At 68.6% G+C, this 14,901-nt stretch carries 16 protein-coding genes; 8 read left to right on the top strand and 8 right to left on the bottom strand.

Annotation, left to right across the window (positions count from 1 at the left end; all coding sequences use genetic code 11):
- Window positions 1–61: 61 nt before the first annotated feature.
- A complete protein-coding gene (locus ACF8O7_RS15180) occupies window positions 62–1,081 on the top strand; it encodes a tripartite tricarboxylate transporter substrate binding protein (RefSeq protein WP_126311871.1) in 1,020 nt (339 codons plus the stop codon).
- A 45-nt stretch (window positions 1,082–1,126) separates the two neighbouring features.
- Here the strand turns inward: ACF8O7_RS15180 and ACF8O7_RS15175 are convergent, their stop codons facing one another.
- The gene (locus tag ACF8O7_RS15175) at window positions 1,127–1,810 is read right to left on the bottom strand and encodes a GntR family transcriptional regulator (RefSeq protein ID WP_016449595.1); all 684 of its coding nucleotides are present in this window, start codon (window positions 1,808–1,810) and stop codon (window positions 1,127–1,129) included.
- 167 nt (window positions 1,811–1,977) lie between these two features.
- Here ACF8O7_RS15175 and pcaC point away from each other — a divergent pair, with 167 nt between their 5' ends.
- The 3 genes from pcaC (at window position 1,978) to ACF8O7_RS15160 (ending at window position 4,366) form a co-directional block, all read left to right on the top strand.
- The gene (gene pcaC, locus ACF8O7_RS15170; protein ID WP_016449596.1) at window positions 1,978–2,376 is read left to right on the top strand and encodes a 4-carboxymuconolactone decarboxylase; all 399 of its coding nucleotides are present in this window, start codon (window positions 1,978–1,980) and stop codon (window positions 2,374–2,376) included.
- Window positions 2,377–2,386: 10 nt separating this feature from the next.
- Window positions 2,387–3,250, top strand: a complete 864-nt coding sequence (locus tag ACF8O7_RS15165; RefSeq protein ID WP_126311872.1) for an NAD(P)-dependent oxidoreductase — start codon at window positions 2,387–2,389, stop codon at window positions 3,248–3,250.
- 132 nt (window positions 3,251–3,382) lie between these two features.
- The gene (locus ACF8O7_RS15160; protein WP_126311873.1) at window positions 3,383–4,366 is read left to right on the top strand and encodes a tripartite tricarboxylate transporter substrate binding protein BugD; all 984 of its coding nucleotides are present in this window, start codon (window positions 3,383–3,385) and stop codon (window positions 4,364–4,366) included.
- 7 nt (window positions 4,367–4,373) lie between these two features.
- Here ACF8O7_RS15160 and ACF8O7_RS15155 read toward each other — a convergent pair whose 3' ends face one another.
- From ACF8O7_RS15155 to ACF8O7_RS15140, 4 genes are read right to left on the bottom strand one after another with little or no spacing between them, the layout of a single operon-like run.
- On the bottom strand, window positions 4,374–4,964 hold the full coding sequence (locus ACF8O7_RS15155; protein ID WP_126311874.1) for a class I SAM-dependent methyltransferase: 591 nt from the start codon (window positions 4,962–4,964) through the stop codon (window positions 4,374–4,376).
- 19 nt (window positions 4,965–4,983) lie between these two features.
- On the bottom strand, window positions 4,984–5,196 hold the full coding sequence (locus ACF8O7_RS15150; RefSeq protein ID WP_016449600.1) for a DUF2788 domain-containing protein: 213 nt from the start codon (window positions 5,194–5,196) through the stop codon (window positions 4,984–4,986).
- Between the two features lie 55 nt (window positions 5,197–5,251).
- A complete protein-coding gene (locus ACF8O7_RS15145; RefSeq protein ID WP_126311875.1) occupies window positions 5,252–6,085 on the bottom strand; it encodes a DUF2189 domain-containing protein in 834 nt (277 codons plus the stop codon).
- 30 nt (window positions 6,086–6,115) lie between these two features.
- Complete coding sequence (locus ACF8O7_RS15140; protein ID WP_016449602.1) at window positions 6,116–6,886, bottom strand: HAD family hydrolase; 771 nt, start codon at window positions 6,884–6,886, stop codon at window positions 6,116–6,118.
- Window positions 6,887–6,977: 91 nt separating this feature from the next.
- Between ACF8O7_RS15140 and hemH the strand changes: the two genes are divergently transcribed.
- The 4 genes from hemH (at window position 6,978) to ACF8O7_RS15120 (ending at window position 10,571) form a co-directional block, all read left to right on the top strand.
- Window positions 6,978–8,075 (top strand): ferrochelatase, encoded by a 1,098-nt coding sequence (gene hemH / locus ACF8O7_RS15135; RefSeq protein WP_034367489.1) that lies wholly within the window; start codon window positions 6,978–6,980, stop codon window positions 8,073–8,075.
- 146 nt (window positions 8,076–8,221) lie between these two features.
- Complete coding sequence (locus ACF8O7_RS15130; RefSeq protein ID WP_017404609.1) at window positions 8,222–9,196, top strand: sulfurtransferase; 975 nt, start codon at window positions 8,222–8,224, stop codon at window positions 9,194–9,196.
- A gap of 92 nt (window positions 9,197–9,288) precedes the next feature.
- Window positions 9,289–10,386, top strand: a complete 1,098-nt coding sequence (locus ACF8O7_RS15125) for a YeeE/YedE thiosulfate transporter family protein (RefSeq protein WP_016454056.1) — start codon at window positions 9,289–9,291, stop codon at window positions 10,384–10,386.
- Window positions 10,387–10,397: 11 nt separating this feature from the next.
- Entirely contained in the window at window positions 10,398–10,571 is a 174-nt protein-coding gene (locus ACF8O7_RS15120; protein WP_016449605.1) for a hypothetical protein, read from the top strand.
- 13 nt (window positions 10,572–10,584) lie between these two features.
- Here ACF8O7_RS15120 and ACF8O7_RS15115 read toward each other — a convergent pair whose 3' ends face one another.
- From ACF8O7_RS15115 to ACF8O7_RS15105, 3 genes are all read right to left on the bottom strand, one after another.
- Window positions 10,585–11,580, bottom strand: a complete 996-nt coding sequence (locus tag ACF8O7_RS15115; RefSeq protein WP_016454055.1) for a rhodanese-like domain-containing protein — start codon at window positions 11,578–11,580, stop codon at window positions 10,585–10,587.
- Between the two features lie 110 nt (window positions 11,581–11,690).
- Window positions 11,691–12,611, bottom strand: a complete 921-nt coding sequence (locus ACF8O7_RS15110) for an alpha/beta fold hydrolase (RefSeq protein WP_126311876.1) — start codon at window positions 12,609–12,611, stop codon at window positions 11,691–11,693.
- Between the two features lie 62 nt (window positions 12,612–12,673).
- On the bottom strand, window positions 12,674–14,890 hold the full coding sequence (locus ACF8O7_RS15105; protein WP_280048022.1) for a 3-hydroxybutyrate oligomer hydrolase family protein: 2,217 nt from the start codon (window positions 14,888–14,890) through the stop codon (window positions 12,674–12,676).
- Window positions 14,891–14,901 lie beyond the last annotated feature (11 nt).

Raw genomic sequence — 14,901 nt, 5'->3', positions numbered from 1 at the left:
CCATCGCTGGCGCCGCATCTGCTGCGGACCATCCACTACAACGATATCCAGGAGACCAGACATGCCTTCGCGCGACTTTCTTCACCACGCAGACCTGCCCCCGCTCAGCCGCCGCCAACTGCTGGCCGGCACGGGCGCCATGGCCCTGTCTGGCCTGCTGCCTGCGGCCGCGCTGGCGCAGGACCCCTGGCCCACGCGTCCCATCCGCTTTGTCGTGCCCTTTGCGCCGGGCGGCAGCTCGGAAATCGTGGCGCGCTCCACGGCCGCCGAGCTGTCCAAGACCCTGGGCCAGAACGTCTTCGTGGACAACAAGCCCGGCGCGGCCGGCAACATCGCCATGCAGGAAGTGGCGCGCGCCGATGACCAGAGCACCGTCATCCTGGGCCACATCGGCACGCTGGCCGTCAATCCCTACATCTTCGACAAGCTGCCCTACGACGCCAACAAGGACTTCCAGCCCGTCAGCCTGCTGGCCAAGGTGCCCAGCCTGTACGTGGTCCACCCCGATGTGCCGGTCAAGAACCTGCGCGAACTCATCGCCTACGCCAAGAAAAAGCCGGGCCAGCTCAGCTACGGCTCGGCCGGCAATGGCAGCGCCGGGCACCTGGCCTTCGAGTACCTGAAGATGACGGCCGAGATCTTCATGCTGCACGTGCCCTATCGCGGCACGGGGCCCATGATGACGGACCTGATGTCAGGCCGCCTGGACGCCGCCTCGGTCGGCGCCGCCGCCCTGCTGCCCTTCATCAAGGCGGGCAAGGTGCGCTGCATCGCCACGGGATCGACCCAGCGCCTGCCCCAGTTGCCCGACGTGCCCACCGTGGCCGAGCAGGGCTTCCCGGGCTTCGAGATGACGCAGTGGTACGGCATGCTCGCCCCCTCCAGCATGACCAAAGCCCACGTGGACAAGCTGGCCGCCGAGTGCGCCAAGGCCGTCAAGGCGCCGGACGCGCTCAAGCGCCTGCAGGGCGATGCGGCCGAGCCCATCGGCAGCACGCCCCAGCAGTTCGCGCAGTTCATTGCCTCCGAGCAGACACGCTGGCAGAAAGTGCTCAAGCGCGCCCAGGTCAAGCCGGACTGAGCGCACACGGACTGACACTCCCAGGTACAGGCGCAGGCCCCGGCATCAGCTGGCCGGGCCAGCCTTCTCGGCCATGGCGCGCAACACGCCCTGGCTGGCCTTTTGCACATGCTCGGCGCTCAGGCGCGCGGCCTGGTCCGCGTCGCCCTGCTCTATTGCCGTCACGATGGCATCCAGCTCGGCCAGCGTCTGCGGCAGGCGCCCGGGCTGGGACATGGAGATGCGCCGCAGCACCGTCACGCGGTTGTTCAGCTGCCGCAGCATCTGGCCGGCCACCAGATTGCCGCAGCCCTCGATCAGGATGTCGTAGAACTGGTTCTTGATCGCCAGCAGGGCCACCTTGTCGCTGGCCACGGCGGGCACGGCCAGCTCGCCCAGCTTGGCGCGCAGCGCGGCGCGCTGGCCTGCCGAGGCATGCAGCGCAAAGCCCCGGCTGGCCAGGCCCTCCAGGCTGGCCCGCACCTCGTAGATATCGCGCACTTCCTGCACCGAGATGTCCGTGACCTCGGGACCCCGGTGCGGAACGATGGTGATCAGCCCCTCGGCCTGCAGGTGCTGCAGGGACTCGCGCAGGCACGAACGGCTCACATCAAGGCTCTCGCACAGCTCGCGCTCAGACAGCTTCTGGCCCGGCGCAAACACGCCATCGAGGATGGCCGTGCGCAGGGTCTGCGTCGTGCGCTGGCGCAGCGACGTTTCTTCGCGGGGGACACGCAGCATCTGGTTCATGGGATGAATCCTACCCGCCAATCCAGGGGCCGGACGGACTGACGGATTGTCATACACGCACCTGCCGCGGCAGGCAATCCCGATTTTCATCAAGTAGGATTGTCTGACAATCTGATTAAATCCATTCTACCGAAAGACACCTTCACCGCCTTCCATCAGGAGTTTTCATGACCCGAGCCTACGCCCCCAAGAACCCCGCCCTCTTCGACCAGGGCCTGTCCACCCGCCGCGAGGTGCTGGGCGCCGAGTATGTCGATGCGTCCATCCAGAACGCCACGGACTTCAACATCGACATGCAGGAGCTGGTCACGCAGTACTGCTGGGGCGATGTCTGGAACCGCCCGGGCCTGGACCGCAGGACGCGCTCCTTCCTGAACCTGGCCATGATCACGGCGCTGAACCGCCCGCATGAACTCAAGCTGCATGTGCGCGGCGCCATCAACAACGGCCTGAGCAAGGACGAAATCAAGGAGGTCTTCCTGCAGACCGCCATCTACTGCGGCGTGCCGGCCGCCATCGACTCCTTCCGCGTGGCTTCGGAAGTCTTCAAAGAGATGGACATCTGAGGCACGCAGCATGACCACCATAGGATTCATCGGCCTCGGAATGATGGGCCAGCCCATGGCCCACCTGCTGCACGCCGCAGGGCACGCCCTGGTCATCCGGGACGCCGTGCCCGCTGCCACCGCACGATTCGCGCAGGAACATGCGGGTGTGGCCGTGGCATCCGGCGCGGCCGACTTTGCCAGCTGCAGCGTGGTCTTCACCATGCTGCCCGACTCCCGCATCGTCGATGCCGTGGTGGGCGAACTGGCCCCGCACCTGCCGCCCGGCGCCTGCATCATCGACATGAGCTCTGCCGACCCCAACCGCACGCGTGCGCTGGCCGGCCTGCTGGGCGAGCGCGGCATCGGGCTGCTGGATGCGCCGGTCTCCGGCGGCGTCAAGCGCGCCATTGCGGGCACGCTGTCCATCATGGTCGGGGGCGATGCGGACCTGCTCGCCCAGCACCTGCCCCTGCTGCAGCGCATGGGCCAGGCCATCACCCATGTCGGCCCCGTGGGCGCGGGCCATGCGCTCAAGGCGCTGAACAACTATGTCTCGGCAGCGGCCCTGATCGCCACGGCCGAGGCCATCCATGCAGGCGCGGCCTTCGGCATTGCGCCGGCCACCATCGTGGACGTGATCAATGCCTCCACCGGCAAGAACAACACCACCGAAAACAAGGCCCACCAGTTCATGCTGAACGGCTCCTTCAACTCGGGCTTCTCGCTGGCGCTGCAGGCCAAGGACGTGGGCATTGCCCTGTCGCTGGGCCAGGCCATGCACACGCCCATGGCACTGGCCGAACAGGTCAGCGCCATGGCGGCCGAGGCCTCCAGGTCCCTGGGACCCGCCGCCGACCACACCGAGCTGTACAGGTACGTGGCCCCGGCCTGAGCCTGCGCCGTCTCGCCGTCGTCAAGGGCCGCATGCGACCCTTGCCTTCCTGCCTCACCCCACCAACCACGCCACCGACAACCGGCCGCACAGAGCCGGCGGCCCCTGCACGCGCCTCCAGGAGACAAACCCATGCGCCCCCTCATCCGCAATCCCCTCGCCCAGACCCTTCTCGCCGCCGCGCTGGCAGCAGCCAGCCTTGCCGCCCAGGCCTTCCCCAACAAGCCCGTCACCATCGTCGTTCCCTACGCGGCCGGAGGCTCCACCGACGTGCTGGCCCGCGTGCTGGCCGAGGCCATGACGCGCGACCTGGGCCAGCAGGTCATCGTCGAGAACCTGGGCGGCGCCGGTGGCACCATCGGCACCAGCCGCGTCACACGCGCCCAGGCCGACGGCCACACCCTGCTGCTGCACAACATGGGCATCGCCACGGCGCCCGCGCTCTACAGCAAGCTCGCTTTCGATGTGAGGCGCGACCTGGAACCCATCGCGCTGGCCGGCGACGTGCCCATGATCCTGGTGCGCAGCAAAGGCTTTGCGCCCGCCACGCTGGCGGACTTCATCGCCCACATGAAGGCCAAGCCGGGCGAAGTGCGCTTCTCGCATGCCGGCGTAGGCGCCACCTCCCACCTGTGCGCCATGCTGCTGCTGCAGACCACCTCCACCGAGGCCACCCTGGTGCCCTACCGTGGCACGGGTCCGGCTCTGCAGGACCTGGTGGCAGGCAATGTCGATGTCATCTGCGACCAGCCCGTGGCCACCGGCCCGCACATACAGGCGGGCATGCTCAAGGGCTACGCCGTCGCCACGCGCGAACGCCTGCCCTCCCTGCCCGATGTGCCCACCTTCGCGCAGGCAGGCCAGCCCGGTTTCGAGCTTGCCGTATGGCACGGCCTCTACGCTCCGCGAGGCACGCCCCAGGCCGTCATCGAGCGCCTCAACAAATCCCTGCGCACCGCCCTGGCCGAACCCGCCCTGGTCAAGCGCTTCACGGACATGAGCGTCATCATCCCGCCCGCAGACCGCCTTACCCCCGACGCCCTGCGCCAGCACACCGTCGCAGAAATCAAGCGCTGGGACCCGGTGATCAAGGCTGCGGGGGCCAAGGCCGAGTAACGCCGCACTACGACGACACCGGCCTGCGGGCCACGACATCAAAGCGATGCCAGTGCTTGGGGCCCCGCATGCTGGGGGCCATGCCATCGAACTCATTGAAGGCCAACAGCTCCATGCCATCCAAAAGGCGCAAGACCTGCTCACGCGAATGAAAGCTCATGGACTGCGAATCGGCCCAGGCATCGCGCGGCCCGAAAAAATGACCGGCAAGCACACCGCCCGGACTCAGCGCAGAACGCACCAGCGACCAAAACGCATCGAAGTACTCAGGATGGCAAAAGGGCAGGCTCAGTCCAGCGTGGATCAGATGCGCTGCAGGCAAAGAGGAAAGATCCTCGAAACGGCAAGCCTGCAGCGTCAAAGCGCCGGGCGCCGGCGATGCCAGGGGGCGCAAGCCCTCGATGGCCGCAGGTTCGCTGTCGATGGCGTGGACGCGCCAGCCGGTACTGAGCAGCACGCGGCACTCATGGCCCGCGCCACAGCCCAGATCGATGGCCGCTTTATCTGCCGTATCACCCGCCAACGCGTCAAGCGCCTGCACCAGCAAGGGAGATATCTTGCGTCCCTCGGTAAAGCGGTAGTAGTTCGTCCAGCTCATGGGTGTGACGCCTGCGGCGTCATCTCTCCATCCACCACTGGATGACGATCTTGGCGACGTAGCCGACAAAGCCCACGCCCAGGCCCAGGAAGATCACGAAGGTGCCGAACTTTCCTGCCTTGGACTGGCGTGCCAGCTGCAGGATGATGAACACCATGAAGAGGATGAAGGCCCCCACGCCGTAGGTGAGGAAGAAATGGGCGATCTGTTCTTCTGTATACCCGAATATCACGACAACACCGTCCTACCTCCTCCCCTGCAAGTCCGGTCAGGCCGGGCGGTCCGGCTCAGCGCGCCGCAAAGGTCGACGCATCCACCAGGTCGCGGTACGCATGCCAGCTCGCGTGCCCCAGCAGGGGCATCACGGCCACCAGTCCCAGCAGCCAGCTGCCCAGGCCCAGCAGGGTCAACAACACAATGAGGGCGGCCCACAGTGCCAGAGGCACAGGGTTGGCCAGCACGGCCAACCAACTGGTCAGCACGGCCTGGCGCACCGTCACCCGCCTGTCCAGCATCAGCGGCATGGCCACCACGCTGGACGCAAAAATAGGCGCTGCCAGAAAACTGCCCAGCGCCAGCCATATCGCAAACAACTGCCCGTCGCGGGCCAGCACCACGTGCTGCAGGAAATCCGCCGGGGTGGCAATGCGCACGGGCGAGAGCACGGTGATCAGCGACGCCGACACCAGCACCCAGCCCGTGGCCGCCAGCGACAGCAGCAGCCCGAACTGCACCAGGCACCAGTAGCCGCCCTGCCCCTCGGCCTTGGCCGCATGGCCGTTTTGCCAGCGCGTCCAGGTACGCCGCACCAGGGACAGATCGGCAGCCTCGCCGCGCTCCAGCGCGCGGCTGATGGCGTAGAGGCTGGTCGCCACGACAGGGCCGATGATCAGGAACCCCGACAGGGCCCCGGCCATCAGCCAAAAGCGATTGTGCCCCAGCGTCAAGATCAAAAACCCGATCAAGGTCAAGACCAGGCCATGTGCCAGGCTCAGCCAGGGTGCCCTGGCCATGTCGCGCGCGCCACGCGCCAGCCAGCTCAGGGGGTGTTTCCAGCCGATGCTGCGCACGGCGGGGAGGACGGGGGGGTGGAGGAAAGCTGTGCTGTGGCTGATGGGCATGGCGTGGCGCGGCTTCGCGGGCAAGCAGGGTCAGCTGTCAGCCAGCCCCTGGCACAACTGCGCAAGGCTGGCCACCGTGACGTGGGGCGTGGACCCCTCGTGAGGCCATGCTACGCCCGTGCGGTTGAGCCAGACTGCGTGCATACCCGCATCCATGGCGCCCAGCGCATCGAGCCGCGCGTCGTCGCCAATGTGCAGCACCTCGTCAGGCGCCACGCCAGCCGCCGCCGCTGCCGCGTGGAAAAAGCGCACATCGGGCTTGGCCATGCCGGCCTTGCTGGCGCTCAGCGCGGCATGGAAATGCTCGCCGATGCCCACCACATGCACGCTGGCGTTGCCATTGCTCAAGGCCACCACGGGCCAGCGCGCGGCCAGGAACTGCAGGGCGGGCAGCGCGTCCTCGTACAGGTCCACGCGCTGGCGCTCGGCAAAGAAAAGATCGAAGGCCGGCTCGGCCAGCGCGCCGTCGTCGCCATTGCGCTGCAGCGCCAGGCGGATGGACTCGCGGCGCAGGCCGCTCAGGTCATGGGCCAGGTCGGGACGATCGCGCTCGATCTGCACGCGGATGGCGCGCACGGCGGCCACGTCGCGCAGCGCCGCGGCCGTGGCCGGCGCATGGGTGTGCAGCCAGTCCAGCAGCACCTGTTCGGCACGCGAGATGGCCGGCCACACAGGCCACAGCGTGTCATCCAGATCGATGGATATGGCGCGGATGCGGCCGCTGCGGCGCAACTGCTGCAAGGCGGTCAGTGCAGGGGCAAATGAGGATTCGGCGAGGGGAGCGGTGGTGGCTTGGGACATGGTCCGAGCATAGCGAAGGCAGCCGCTGCAGGCTGCCGCCGGGTCATCGGGCTCGCATGGCAGGCCGCCGCGTCCTGCCACAATCGGGGCCATGCCATCCCGCTTTGCGCCAGAACCCCCATTCCGCCACGACCAACCCCAGCGCACCGCCGTGCTGCTGTGCAACCTTGGAACGCCCGACGCGCCCACGGCCCCGGCCGTGCGCCGCTACCTGGCGCAATTCCTGGGCGACGACCGCGTGGTCGAGATTCCCAGGATTGCCTGGCTGCCCATCCTGCACGGCATCATCCTGCGCACGCGGCCGGCCAAGTCGGCGGCCAAGTACGCCACCGTCTGGCATGAGAAGGACGGCTCCCCCCTGCAGCACTGGAGCGCGCGCCAGGCCCTGCTGCTGCGCGGCTGGCTGGGCGAGGCCGGGCACAACGTGCTGGTGCGCCATGCCATGCGCTACGGCAACCCGTCCATCCCCAGCGTGCTCGATGCCCTCAAGGCCGAGGGCGCCACGCGCATCCTCATCCTGCCGCTGTACCCGCAGTACTCGGGCACGACCACGGCCAGCGTGTTCGACGCGGTCTATGACTGGGCCCGCACCCAGCGCCACATCCCCGAGCTGCGCTTCGTCAACCGCTACCACGACGACGCTTCCTACATCGACGCGCTGGCCCAGCGCATCGAGGCCCATTGGCGCGGCAACGGCCGTGGCGAAAAGCTGGTCATGAGCTTTCACGGCGTGCCCGAGCGCACGCTGCACCTGGGCGACCCCTACCACTGCGAATCGCGCAAGACCGCAAGGCTGCTGGCCGAGCGCCTGGGCCTGTCGCCCTCGCAATACCTGGTGACCTTCCAGTCGCGCTTTGGCAAGGCCAAATGGCTGGAGCCCTATACCGAGCCCTCGCTGATCGAGCTGGCACGCAGCGGCACCAAGCGCGTGGACGTGGTCTGCCCCGGCTTCACCAGCGACTGCCTGGAAACGCTAGAGGAAATCAGCCAGGAAGCGCGCGAGGCCTTCATGCATGCGGGCGGCGAGCAGTTCGAGTACATCGCCTGCCTCAACGACAGCGCACCCTGGATCACGGCGCTGAGCCGCATCGCCCAGCAGCACCTGCAGGGCTGGCCCACGCAGAAGGCGCCGCAGGCCGAACTGGACGCCAGCCTGGAGCGCGCCAAGGCCGTAGGCGCACAGCGCTGAGGCCGTCCTGCATCCTGTGCACCGCGCCATATAACCCTGCCTCATGAGCAGAATGCATAAGCGTCTTTGTATATAGATGCTGCAAGCGGGACAATTGCACCTCTGTTGCTTGTCCCGCCGGTCTTCCATGGCCGGCCCCAGCCATCATGACCAAGACCTTTTCCCCTGCTCTGCGCCTGGCGGCCCCGCTGCTGGCGCTGGGCCTTGCCTGCACCGCCCTGGGCACGGCCCACGCCGCCGAACCCCTGCTCACGCCCGCAGGCGTGCAGGCCGCCGCCGGCCAGGACGCCGTGCGCATCATCGACATCCGCGATCCCAAGGCCTATGGCGAGCGCCACATTCCCGGTGCGCTCAACGCTCCCTACGGCAAATGGCGCGGCCCCGCCACCAATCCCGGCGAACTGCCCGAGCTGCCCAAGCTCACCGAACTCGTGCAGTCCCTGGGGCTGACGCCGGCCACCCACGCCATCGTGGTCTCCACGGGCGCGGACGCCACCGACTTCGGCGCCGCAGCGCGCGTGTACTGGACGCTCAAGCTGCTGGGCCTCAAGGAGCTATCCGTGCTCAACGGCGGCATGAAGGCCTGGAACGAGCAAAAGCTCCCGCAGGACAACGAGGCCGTCAAAGTGGCCCGCAGCAGCTACCAGCCCCAGCTGGACACCAGCCTGATCGCCACGCGCGAGGATGTGGGCCAGCACGTCAGGCTCAGCAACGCGGCCCTGGTGGACTCGCGCCCCGACGCCTTCTACCAGGGCAAGACGCGCGCGCCGGCCGCCAAGCTCTCGGGCACCCTGCCCGGCGCGCAGCAGCTGGACTTCAACCAGTGGTTCGTGCCCGGCACCTCCACCTTTGTCGATACCGCAACGGCCAAGCAGATCGCGGCCAAGGTCAAGCGCGAGCAGGGCCAGGACATGGTGGCCTTCTGCAACACCGGCCACTGGGCGGCCACCGACTGGTTCGGCCTGTCCGAAGTCGCGGGCCTGCCGGGCGTCAAGCTGTATGCGGGCTCCATGGTGGACTGGACGCAGCAGGCCGATGCGCCGCCCATGGCCAACCAGCCCGGCCGCGCCGAATCCCTGGCCTACGACGCCAAGCAGTGGTGGGAAAAAAAGTTCAAGTAAACACCCCCTGAGGCGCTTGCGCGCCTTCCCCCGTGGCACGGCGCCTCTCTACCCGCTTCGCGGGGGAGGGCGACTGCATGGAGAAAAATGATATGAAACGACTTCCTCTTGCGGCCATCCTGGCCGTTTTCTTTGGCTGGCTGCTGTGGAGCGTCTCGGTGCGCCAGGCCGCGCTGTTCGCCGTGGGCCTGGGCCTGGGCGCGGTGCTGGCCGGCAAGCGCTTCGGCTTCACCACCGGCTGGCGCATGCTGATCGAGGACAAGGACGCCAGCGGCGTCTTCGGCCAGTTGCTGCTGCTGGCGCTGGCCGCCGCGCTGGCCATGCCGCTGCTGGGCCACTATCCCGAACTCACGGCTGCCCTGGGCCCGCCCAGCATCAGCCTGCTGGTGGGTGCCTTCGTCTTCGGCCTGTGCATGCAGATCGCGGACGGCTGCGGCAGCGGCACGCTGTACAAGGCCGGCATGGGCATTCCCATGAATGCGGCCATCCTGCCCGTGTTCGCCATCGGCAGCTTCCTGGGCAGCCTGCACCTGGGCTGGTGGCTGGACCTGGGCAACACCCAGCCCGTGGGCCTGGTCACGGCCTGGGGCTGGGCCCCTGCCCTGCTGGCCACGCTGGCTGCGCTGGCCGTGGTCGCGCTGGGCGTGGCCTGGTATGTGCGTGGCGCCAACGTGGCACTCAAGCGCCCCGCCAAGCCGCTGTTCGTGCGCAAGTGGGTGGTGGGCGCCGTGCTGCTGGCCGTGCTGGCCACGCTCAACCTCATCATTGCGGGCCAGCCCTGGGGCGTGGTCTACGGCTTCGGCCTGTGGGCCGCCAAGATCGCCAACGCCACAGGCGCCGTGGACCTGGCCGGCAACTGGTTCTGGAGCCAGCCCGGCAACGCCGCGCGCCTGCATGAAACCGTGCTGCTGGACGTGACCAGCATCACCAACATCGGCATTCTGGGCGGCGCCCTGTGGGTGGCTGCCGCCAAGCCCGTCAATGCCAAGCCGCTCACGGGCACGCAATGGATGGTGGCCCTGGTGGCCGGTCTGGTGCTGGGCTACAGCTCGCGCCTGGCCTTCGGCTGCAATGTGGGCGCCATGCTCTCGGGCATCTCCACGGGCAGCATCCACGGCTGGATCTGGGTGCCGCTGGCCTTTGCCGGCACCATCTTCGGCCTGCGCATCCGCCGCCACTTCAATTTCTGAAAGGACCCGCCATGACACAACAGAACAGCCTGCGCGCGGTCTTCTGGGCCGTGCTGGTCCTCTTCCTGGCCTGGGACCACCTGCACTCGCCCCCCGTGGACCTGCGCTTCGAGGCACCGCTGATCGCGGCCGGCTCGGGCAAGGCCACGCAAGGCGGGCACTGCTCGATGCCGGCAGGCAAATAGACCAAGGCCAAGGTCAGGGGACGCTGGGCGCCGGCCCCTCATCCGCGCTGGCCGTCACGGGCAGCGGCGCGGTTTCCACATCGAAGCCGGCCGCCTGCCAGGCCTTGAGGCCGCCCACCAGCGGGCGCACGTTGGCGAAGCCCGCGCGCTGCAGCTGGCGCGCCAGCCGCGCGGCCGAGATTTCATTGGGACAGTCGCAATAGACCACCACCCCGTGGGGATGGTCGTGCTGGGGCAGCAGGTGCGCATGCGACTCGCCGCCATCGCGCGGGCGCAGCTCCCAGGACTGTGCACCCGGGATATGGCCCTGGCGGTACTGCGGCAGGGCGCGCACATCGATCACCGTGGGCTGCATGCCCTGGGCATGCAGGCCCGCCAGCTCGCGCACCGACATGCGCGGCATGCGCAGGGACCGCACCATGCGATGGCGCTGCCACCACTTGCGCACGATGAACAGCCCCAGCGCCACGGCCAGCAGCAACAGGCCCCACTGGCCCAGCGCGGTGAGCACGCCCAGCAGGTCTTCCACCGTGGAGCTGAACAGCGAGCCCAGGTACACGGCCGAGCCCACCCAGATCAGCGCACCCAGCCCGTCATACAGCACGAAGCTGCGCAGCGGCGTGCCCATCACGCCGGCCAGCGCGCTGGCGATGGAGGCGAAGCCCGGCACGAACTTGGCCACCAGCAGCGACCTTGCGCCCCAGCGGCCGTAGACGGTCTCGGTCTGGCGGATGCAGGCATCGGGTGACAGCGAGATGCGGCAGATGCGTCCCAGCACACGGTGGCCGTAGGCCTTGCCGGCCTGGTACCAGAACAGGTCGGCAATCAGCGCCGCGCTCACGGCCACGGCCACCAGCCACAGCAGGCGCACCCAGTCGGCGCCTTCCAGCGCACCGGTCACGACCAGCACCGGGTAGGCCGGAATCGGCGCGCCCAATTGCTCGACGAACACATTGAGAAAGACGATGCCGAAGCCGTACTCGCGGATCAGCTCCACCAGAAAACCCATGTCAGGCCTCTCTTGCCCAGACGGTGCCCGCACCCGAAAAAGAAGGCGAGGCTGCACCCGTCGCAAATGCTAGCGCGGCTGCAACATCCGCGCCCGGCCCGGGTTGATGCTCAGCCGCGCTGCAGATGCTCCAGCACCCATTGCCAGTGCGCGGGCACGTTCAGCGCCGGCGCATGGCCGCAGCCGGGCACCTCCTGCCAGTGCAGCAGGCCGCGCGCGCCGGGGCCGCGCGTGGTCATTTCCCTGGCCACCTCGGGCAGCACCAGGTCCGAGTCCACGCCCCGCAGCAGCAGCACGGGGATCTCCAGCGCGTCGTAGTGCGGCCAGATGCCGTAGTCGTCGTCATGGGCCGTGAACTGCTCGATCATGGCCGGGTCGTAGTGCGGCGTGACGCGCCCATCGGGCAGGCGGCGCACGCTGGTCTCGGTGAGCTTGCGCCACTCGGCCTCGCCGAGCCAGCCATAGGGCCGGTAGGCCTGGCGAAAGAACGCCTCCAGCTCGCCCACGGTGTCGAAGGCCGGCGGCTCGCCCGCATAGGCCTTGATGCGCGCCAGCGCTGACTCGGCCAGTTGCGGCGCATTGTCGTTGAGCACCAGCGTCGCAATGCGGGCGCGCAGCGAAGGCTCGAACAGGCCCGAGGCGCAGACCGTGCCAATCGCCCCGCCCATGGACGTGCCCACCCAGTGCGCGCGCTCCAGCCCCAGCGCATCGAACAGCCCGCGCGCGATGCGGGCGTAGAAGCTCAGCCGGTATTCCTCGCGCGGCGCGCGGCTCCACTGGCTCAGTCCCCGGCCCAGCGTGTCGGGGCAGACCACGCGCCAGCCCTGCCCCGCCAGGAACTGCGCCAGCGCATCCATATCGCGCCCCGTGCGTGCCAGCCCATGCCAGGCGATGACCGTACCTGCAGGCTCCGCGCCGGGCGCAGGCTGCCAGTCCATGTAGTGGATCTCATAGCCCGAGCAGTGCGCGTAGCGGGAATCCGGCACGGCAACAAAAGGGGATGCGGACGAGGGTGATGCTGTGGAAGCCATGGAAGAAATCTCTGTGCAGGAGCGGCCGGCCGCCGTGGCAGCCGGCCGCCCCGGGGCCTGGCTCACTCAGGGATGCGGATCAGCCCGTCGCTGACCTCGATGGTGTTGGCCGTTGCGGGCCGCGTCACGAAGGGCGGCACCTGGGCCGCCGTGATGGCAGGCGCCGCGCCCGGCTGGCCGCCGCGCGGCGTGGTGCGCACCACCTGGCTGGCCGGCAGCGCGGTGCTGCTGCGCAGGTTGGCCCACACGGCATCCATGGCCTGGTTGAAGTACGGGTGCAGCGGCACGAAGCGCGTGTCGAAGCCGGAGAACGGCAGGAAGGCATCGAAATGCTGGGCATTCACCACCTCGATATAGCGCAGCCGCGTGCTGGAGCCATCCAGGCCACGGTTGAGCACCGTGTAGGCGCGCGCATTGTGGTTGACCGGCACCAGCGCATCGCTGCGGCCCGCCACGATGATGGTGGGCTTGCCGCGCAGCTTGGCTGTGTGCAGCACCTCGTTGATGCCGGCGCGCACGGCGTCGCTCTGGGCGCGCGTGGGCACGCTGCTCTCGGACAGGTTGAAGCCGGTCACCGGATCGAAGCCCGTCACCAGCGCGTGCTGGCACAGCGCGTTGTCCAGCCCGAAGTCGGCCACGCGCGTGGAGGGCGACACGGCAAACTGCCAGGCCTTGGCCCCGCCCACCGAGTCGTTGTAGACCACCGTGGCGGGCGTGCCGTTGGCCGTGCCATTGGCCGTGGCAAAGCTCTGGGCCAGCGCGGCCCCCGTGGCGGGCACCACGTCGCCCGTGGCATTGGCGGCCGCAAAGCTGGTGCGGCACAGGTTGGCATCCACGCCAAACCGGCCATAGGCCATGGTGTACATGGCCGACAGGATGGGGCCGTTGCCCAGCGCGTAGTGGGCGTTGTGCATGCGGTCGTGGTCGCGCGTCCAGCCGTACAGGCGCAGCTTGCTCAGCGCATTGGCGGCGCGGTCGGCCGTGGTGGCGCCGATGACCAGGCCCTTGGCGGCCAGGCTGGTGCAGCGTGCCTCGGCACGCGCCGTCATGGCGGTGAGGCCTATGTAGTTGAAGATGGATGTCTCGGTCAGCGCCGCATCGGGCGCCAGCGCCGCGCAGGGCTGGTAGATGTTGCCGTAGGTGGTGTACTCGGCCAGCGTGCGGCCCGGGTTGGGCATGGTCGCATTGCCCACGGCAATGGTGTAGCCCTGGCGCGTGGGCATCTCGGTCACGGGTTCGGAGGCCACCACGCCGTCGATCAGGCCGTCCGTATCCAGCTCGGCCGCGCGCAGCACGGCCGCGCCGCCGTTGGAAGCCGAGCCCGCCAGCACCAGCGTGTTGTCCTTGCCGAAGGGCACGGGGTCCTGCGTGGTGCCGTAGCGCGCATTGAGCACGTACAGCGCATAGCGGGCCGCGGCCAGCGTGTCGTTGCCCCAGTCCTTTTCAGGGTTCTGCTGGGAATGCGCGTGCTTGATGGCAATGCGGTTGGGAAACGCCGCGTTGTAGGCGGCGCGCGCCGCATCGGTCAGCCGTGCGGCAAAGAAGGACAGGCTGCCCGCATCCGTGCGCGTGGCGCGCGTGCCGTCCAGCTTGTTGACGGTGTCGTCGCTCAGGTTGTGCAGGCCCACGCCCTTGCCCGCGTCGGTCAGCGCCACGGCGCAGCCCTTTTTCAGGCCCCACTCGCCCGCCGTGCCGATGGCGCCATACACGCCGCGCGAGCCCGAGGACGGGCCCAGCACGATGCAGGGCCGGTTGCGGTCAAAGCTGTCCGGCACCTGCACGGCCACCATGGTCTGCTTGCGGCCCGTGCCGTCGTCCAGCACGGCCAGGTACTCGCGCCCGGGGATCAGCCCTTCGCCCGCAGTCACCTGCCCGTCTGCCGTGATGTTGGGGCCGTACAGCGTGCCATAGCCGCCGCCCGCCGTGGGGTCCAGGATGCCCCGGTAGTTGGAGTACAGCGCATTGCGCCGAAGCTCCGCCGCCGTGGGATTGGCAGGGTCCGCATACAGGGGCGCGGCTGCGGCGCCCAGGCCCGTCTTGCCCAGGCCGCCCGTCAGCAAGTCCTGCGTGGCTGCCGTGGCACCCGTGCCGGTGGCCGTGGCCGGATACACCGTGGCGCCCAGCTCGGTAAAGCCCTTGGGCAGGTCGTTGCTGGGCTCACGTCCTTCGGCGCCGCAGGCCGCCAGCGTGGCTACGGCCAGAGCCGTGAAAGCCCAGCGCCAGGGGGCGGACTCCTCCGTTCGCTCATTCAAAAATGCCAACTCTTCAGCCTTGAACATGCCATCTCCTA

The organism is Delftia sp. WSY_16 (assembly GCF_043104415.1).
Lineage (GTDB): Bacteria > Pseudomonadota > Gammaproteobacteria > Burkholderiales > Burkholderiaceae_C > Comamonas > Comamonas tsuruhatensis.
Note: the sequence above shows the minus strand (reverse complement) of the source record. Positions and strands in the feature narration are given on the sequence as shown.

Excerpts from the sequence above, each read along its gene's own strand:
- ACF8O7_RS15180 (WP_126311871.1), top strand. The coding sequence starts at position 62 with ATGCCTTCGCGCGACTTTCTTCACCACGCAGACCTGCCCCCGCTCAGC.
- ACF8O7_RS15175 (WP_016449595.1), bottom strand. The coding sequence starts at position 1,810 with ATGAACCAGATGCTGCGTGTCCCCCGCGAAGAAACGTCGCTGCGCCAG.
- pcaC (WP_016449596.1), top strand. The coding sequence starts at position 1,978 with ATGACCCGAGCCTACGCCCCCAAGAACCCCGCCCTCTTCGACCAGGGC.
- ACF8O7_RS15165 (WP_126311872.1), top strand. The coding sequence starts at position 2,387 with ATGACCACCATAGGATTCATCGGCCTCGGAATGATGGGCCAGCCCATG.
- ACF8O7_RS15160 (WP_126311873.1), top strand. The coding sequence starts at position 3,383 with ATGCGCCCCCTCATCCGCAATCCCCTCGCCCAGACCCTTCTCGCCGCC.
- ACF8O7_RS15155 (WP_126311874.1), bottom strand. The coding sequence starts at position 4,964 with ATGAGCTGGACGAACTACTACCGCTTTACCGAGGGACGCAAGATATCT.
- ACF8O7_RS15145 (WP_126311875.1), bottom strand. The coding sequence starts at position 6,085 with ATGCCCATCAGCCACAGCACAGCTTTCCTCCACCCCCCCGTCCTCCCC.
- ACF8O7_RS15140 (WP_016449602.1), bottom strand. The coding sequence starts at position 6,886 with ATGTCCCAAGCCACCACCGCTCCCCTCGCCGAATCCTCATTTGCCCCT.
- hemH (WP_034367489.1), top strand. The coding sequence starts at position 6,978 with ATGCCATCCCGCTTTGCGCCAGAACCCCCATTCCGCCACGACCAACCC.
- ACF8O7_RS15130 (WP_017404609.1), top strand. The coding sequence starts at position 8,222 with ATGACCAAGACCTTTTCCCCTGCTCTGCGCCTGGCGGCCCCGCTGCTG.
- ACF8O7_RS15125 (WP_016454056.1), top strand. The coding sequence starts at position 9,289 with ATGAAACGACTTCCTCTTGCGGCCATCCTGGCCGTTTTCTTTGGCTGG.
- ACF8O7_RS15120 (WP_016449605.1), top strand. The coding sequence starts at position 10,398 with ATGACACAACAGAACAGCCTGCGCGCGGTCTTCTGGGCCGTGCTGGTC.
- ACF8O7_RS15115 (WP_016454055.1), bottom strand. The coding sequence starts at position 11,580 with ATGGGTTTTCTGGTGGAGCTGATCCGCGAGTACGGCTTCGGCATCGTC.
- ACF8O7_RS15110 (WP_126311876.1), bottom strand. The coding sequence starts at position 12,611 with ATGGCTTCCACAGCATCACCCTCGTCCGCATCCCCTTTTGTTGCCGTG.
- ACF8O7_RS15105 (WP_280048022.1), bottom strand. The coding sequence starts at position 14,890 with ATGTTCAAGGCTGAAGAGTTGGCATTTTTGAATGAGCGAACGGAGGAG.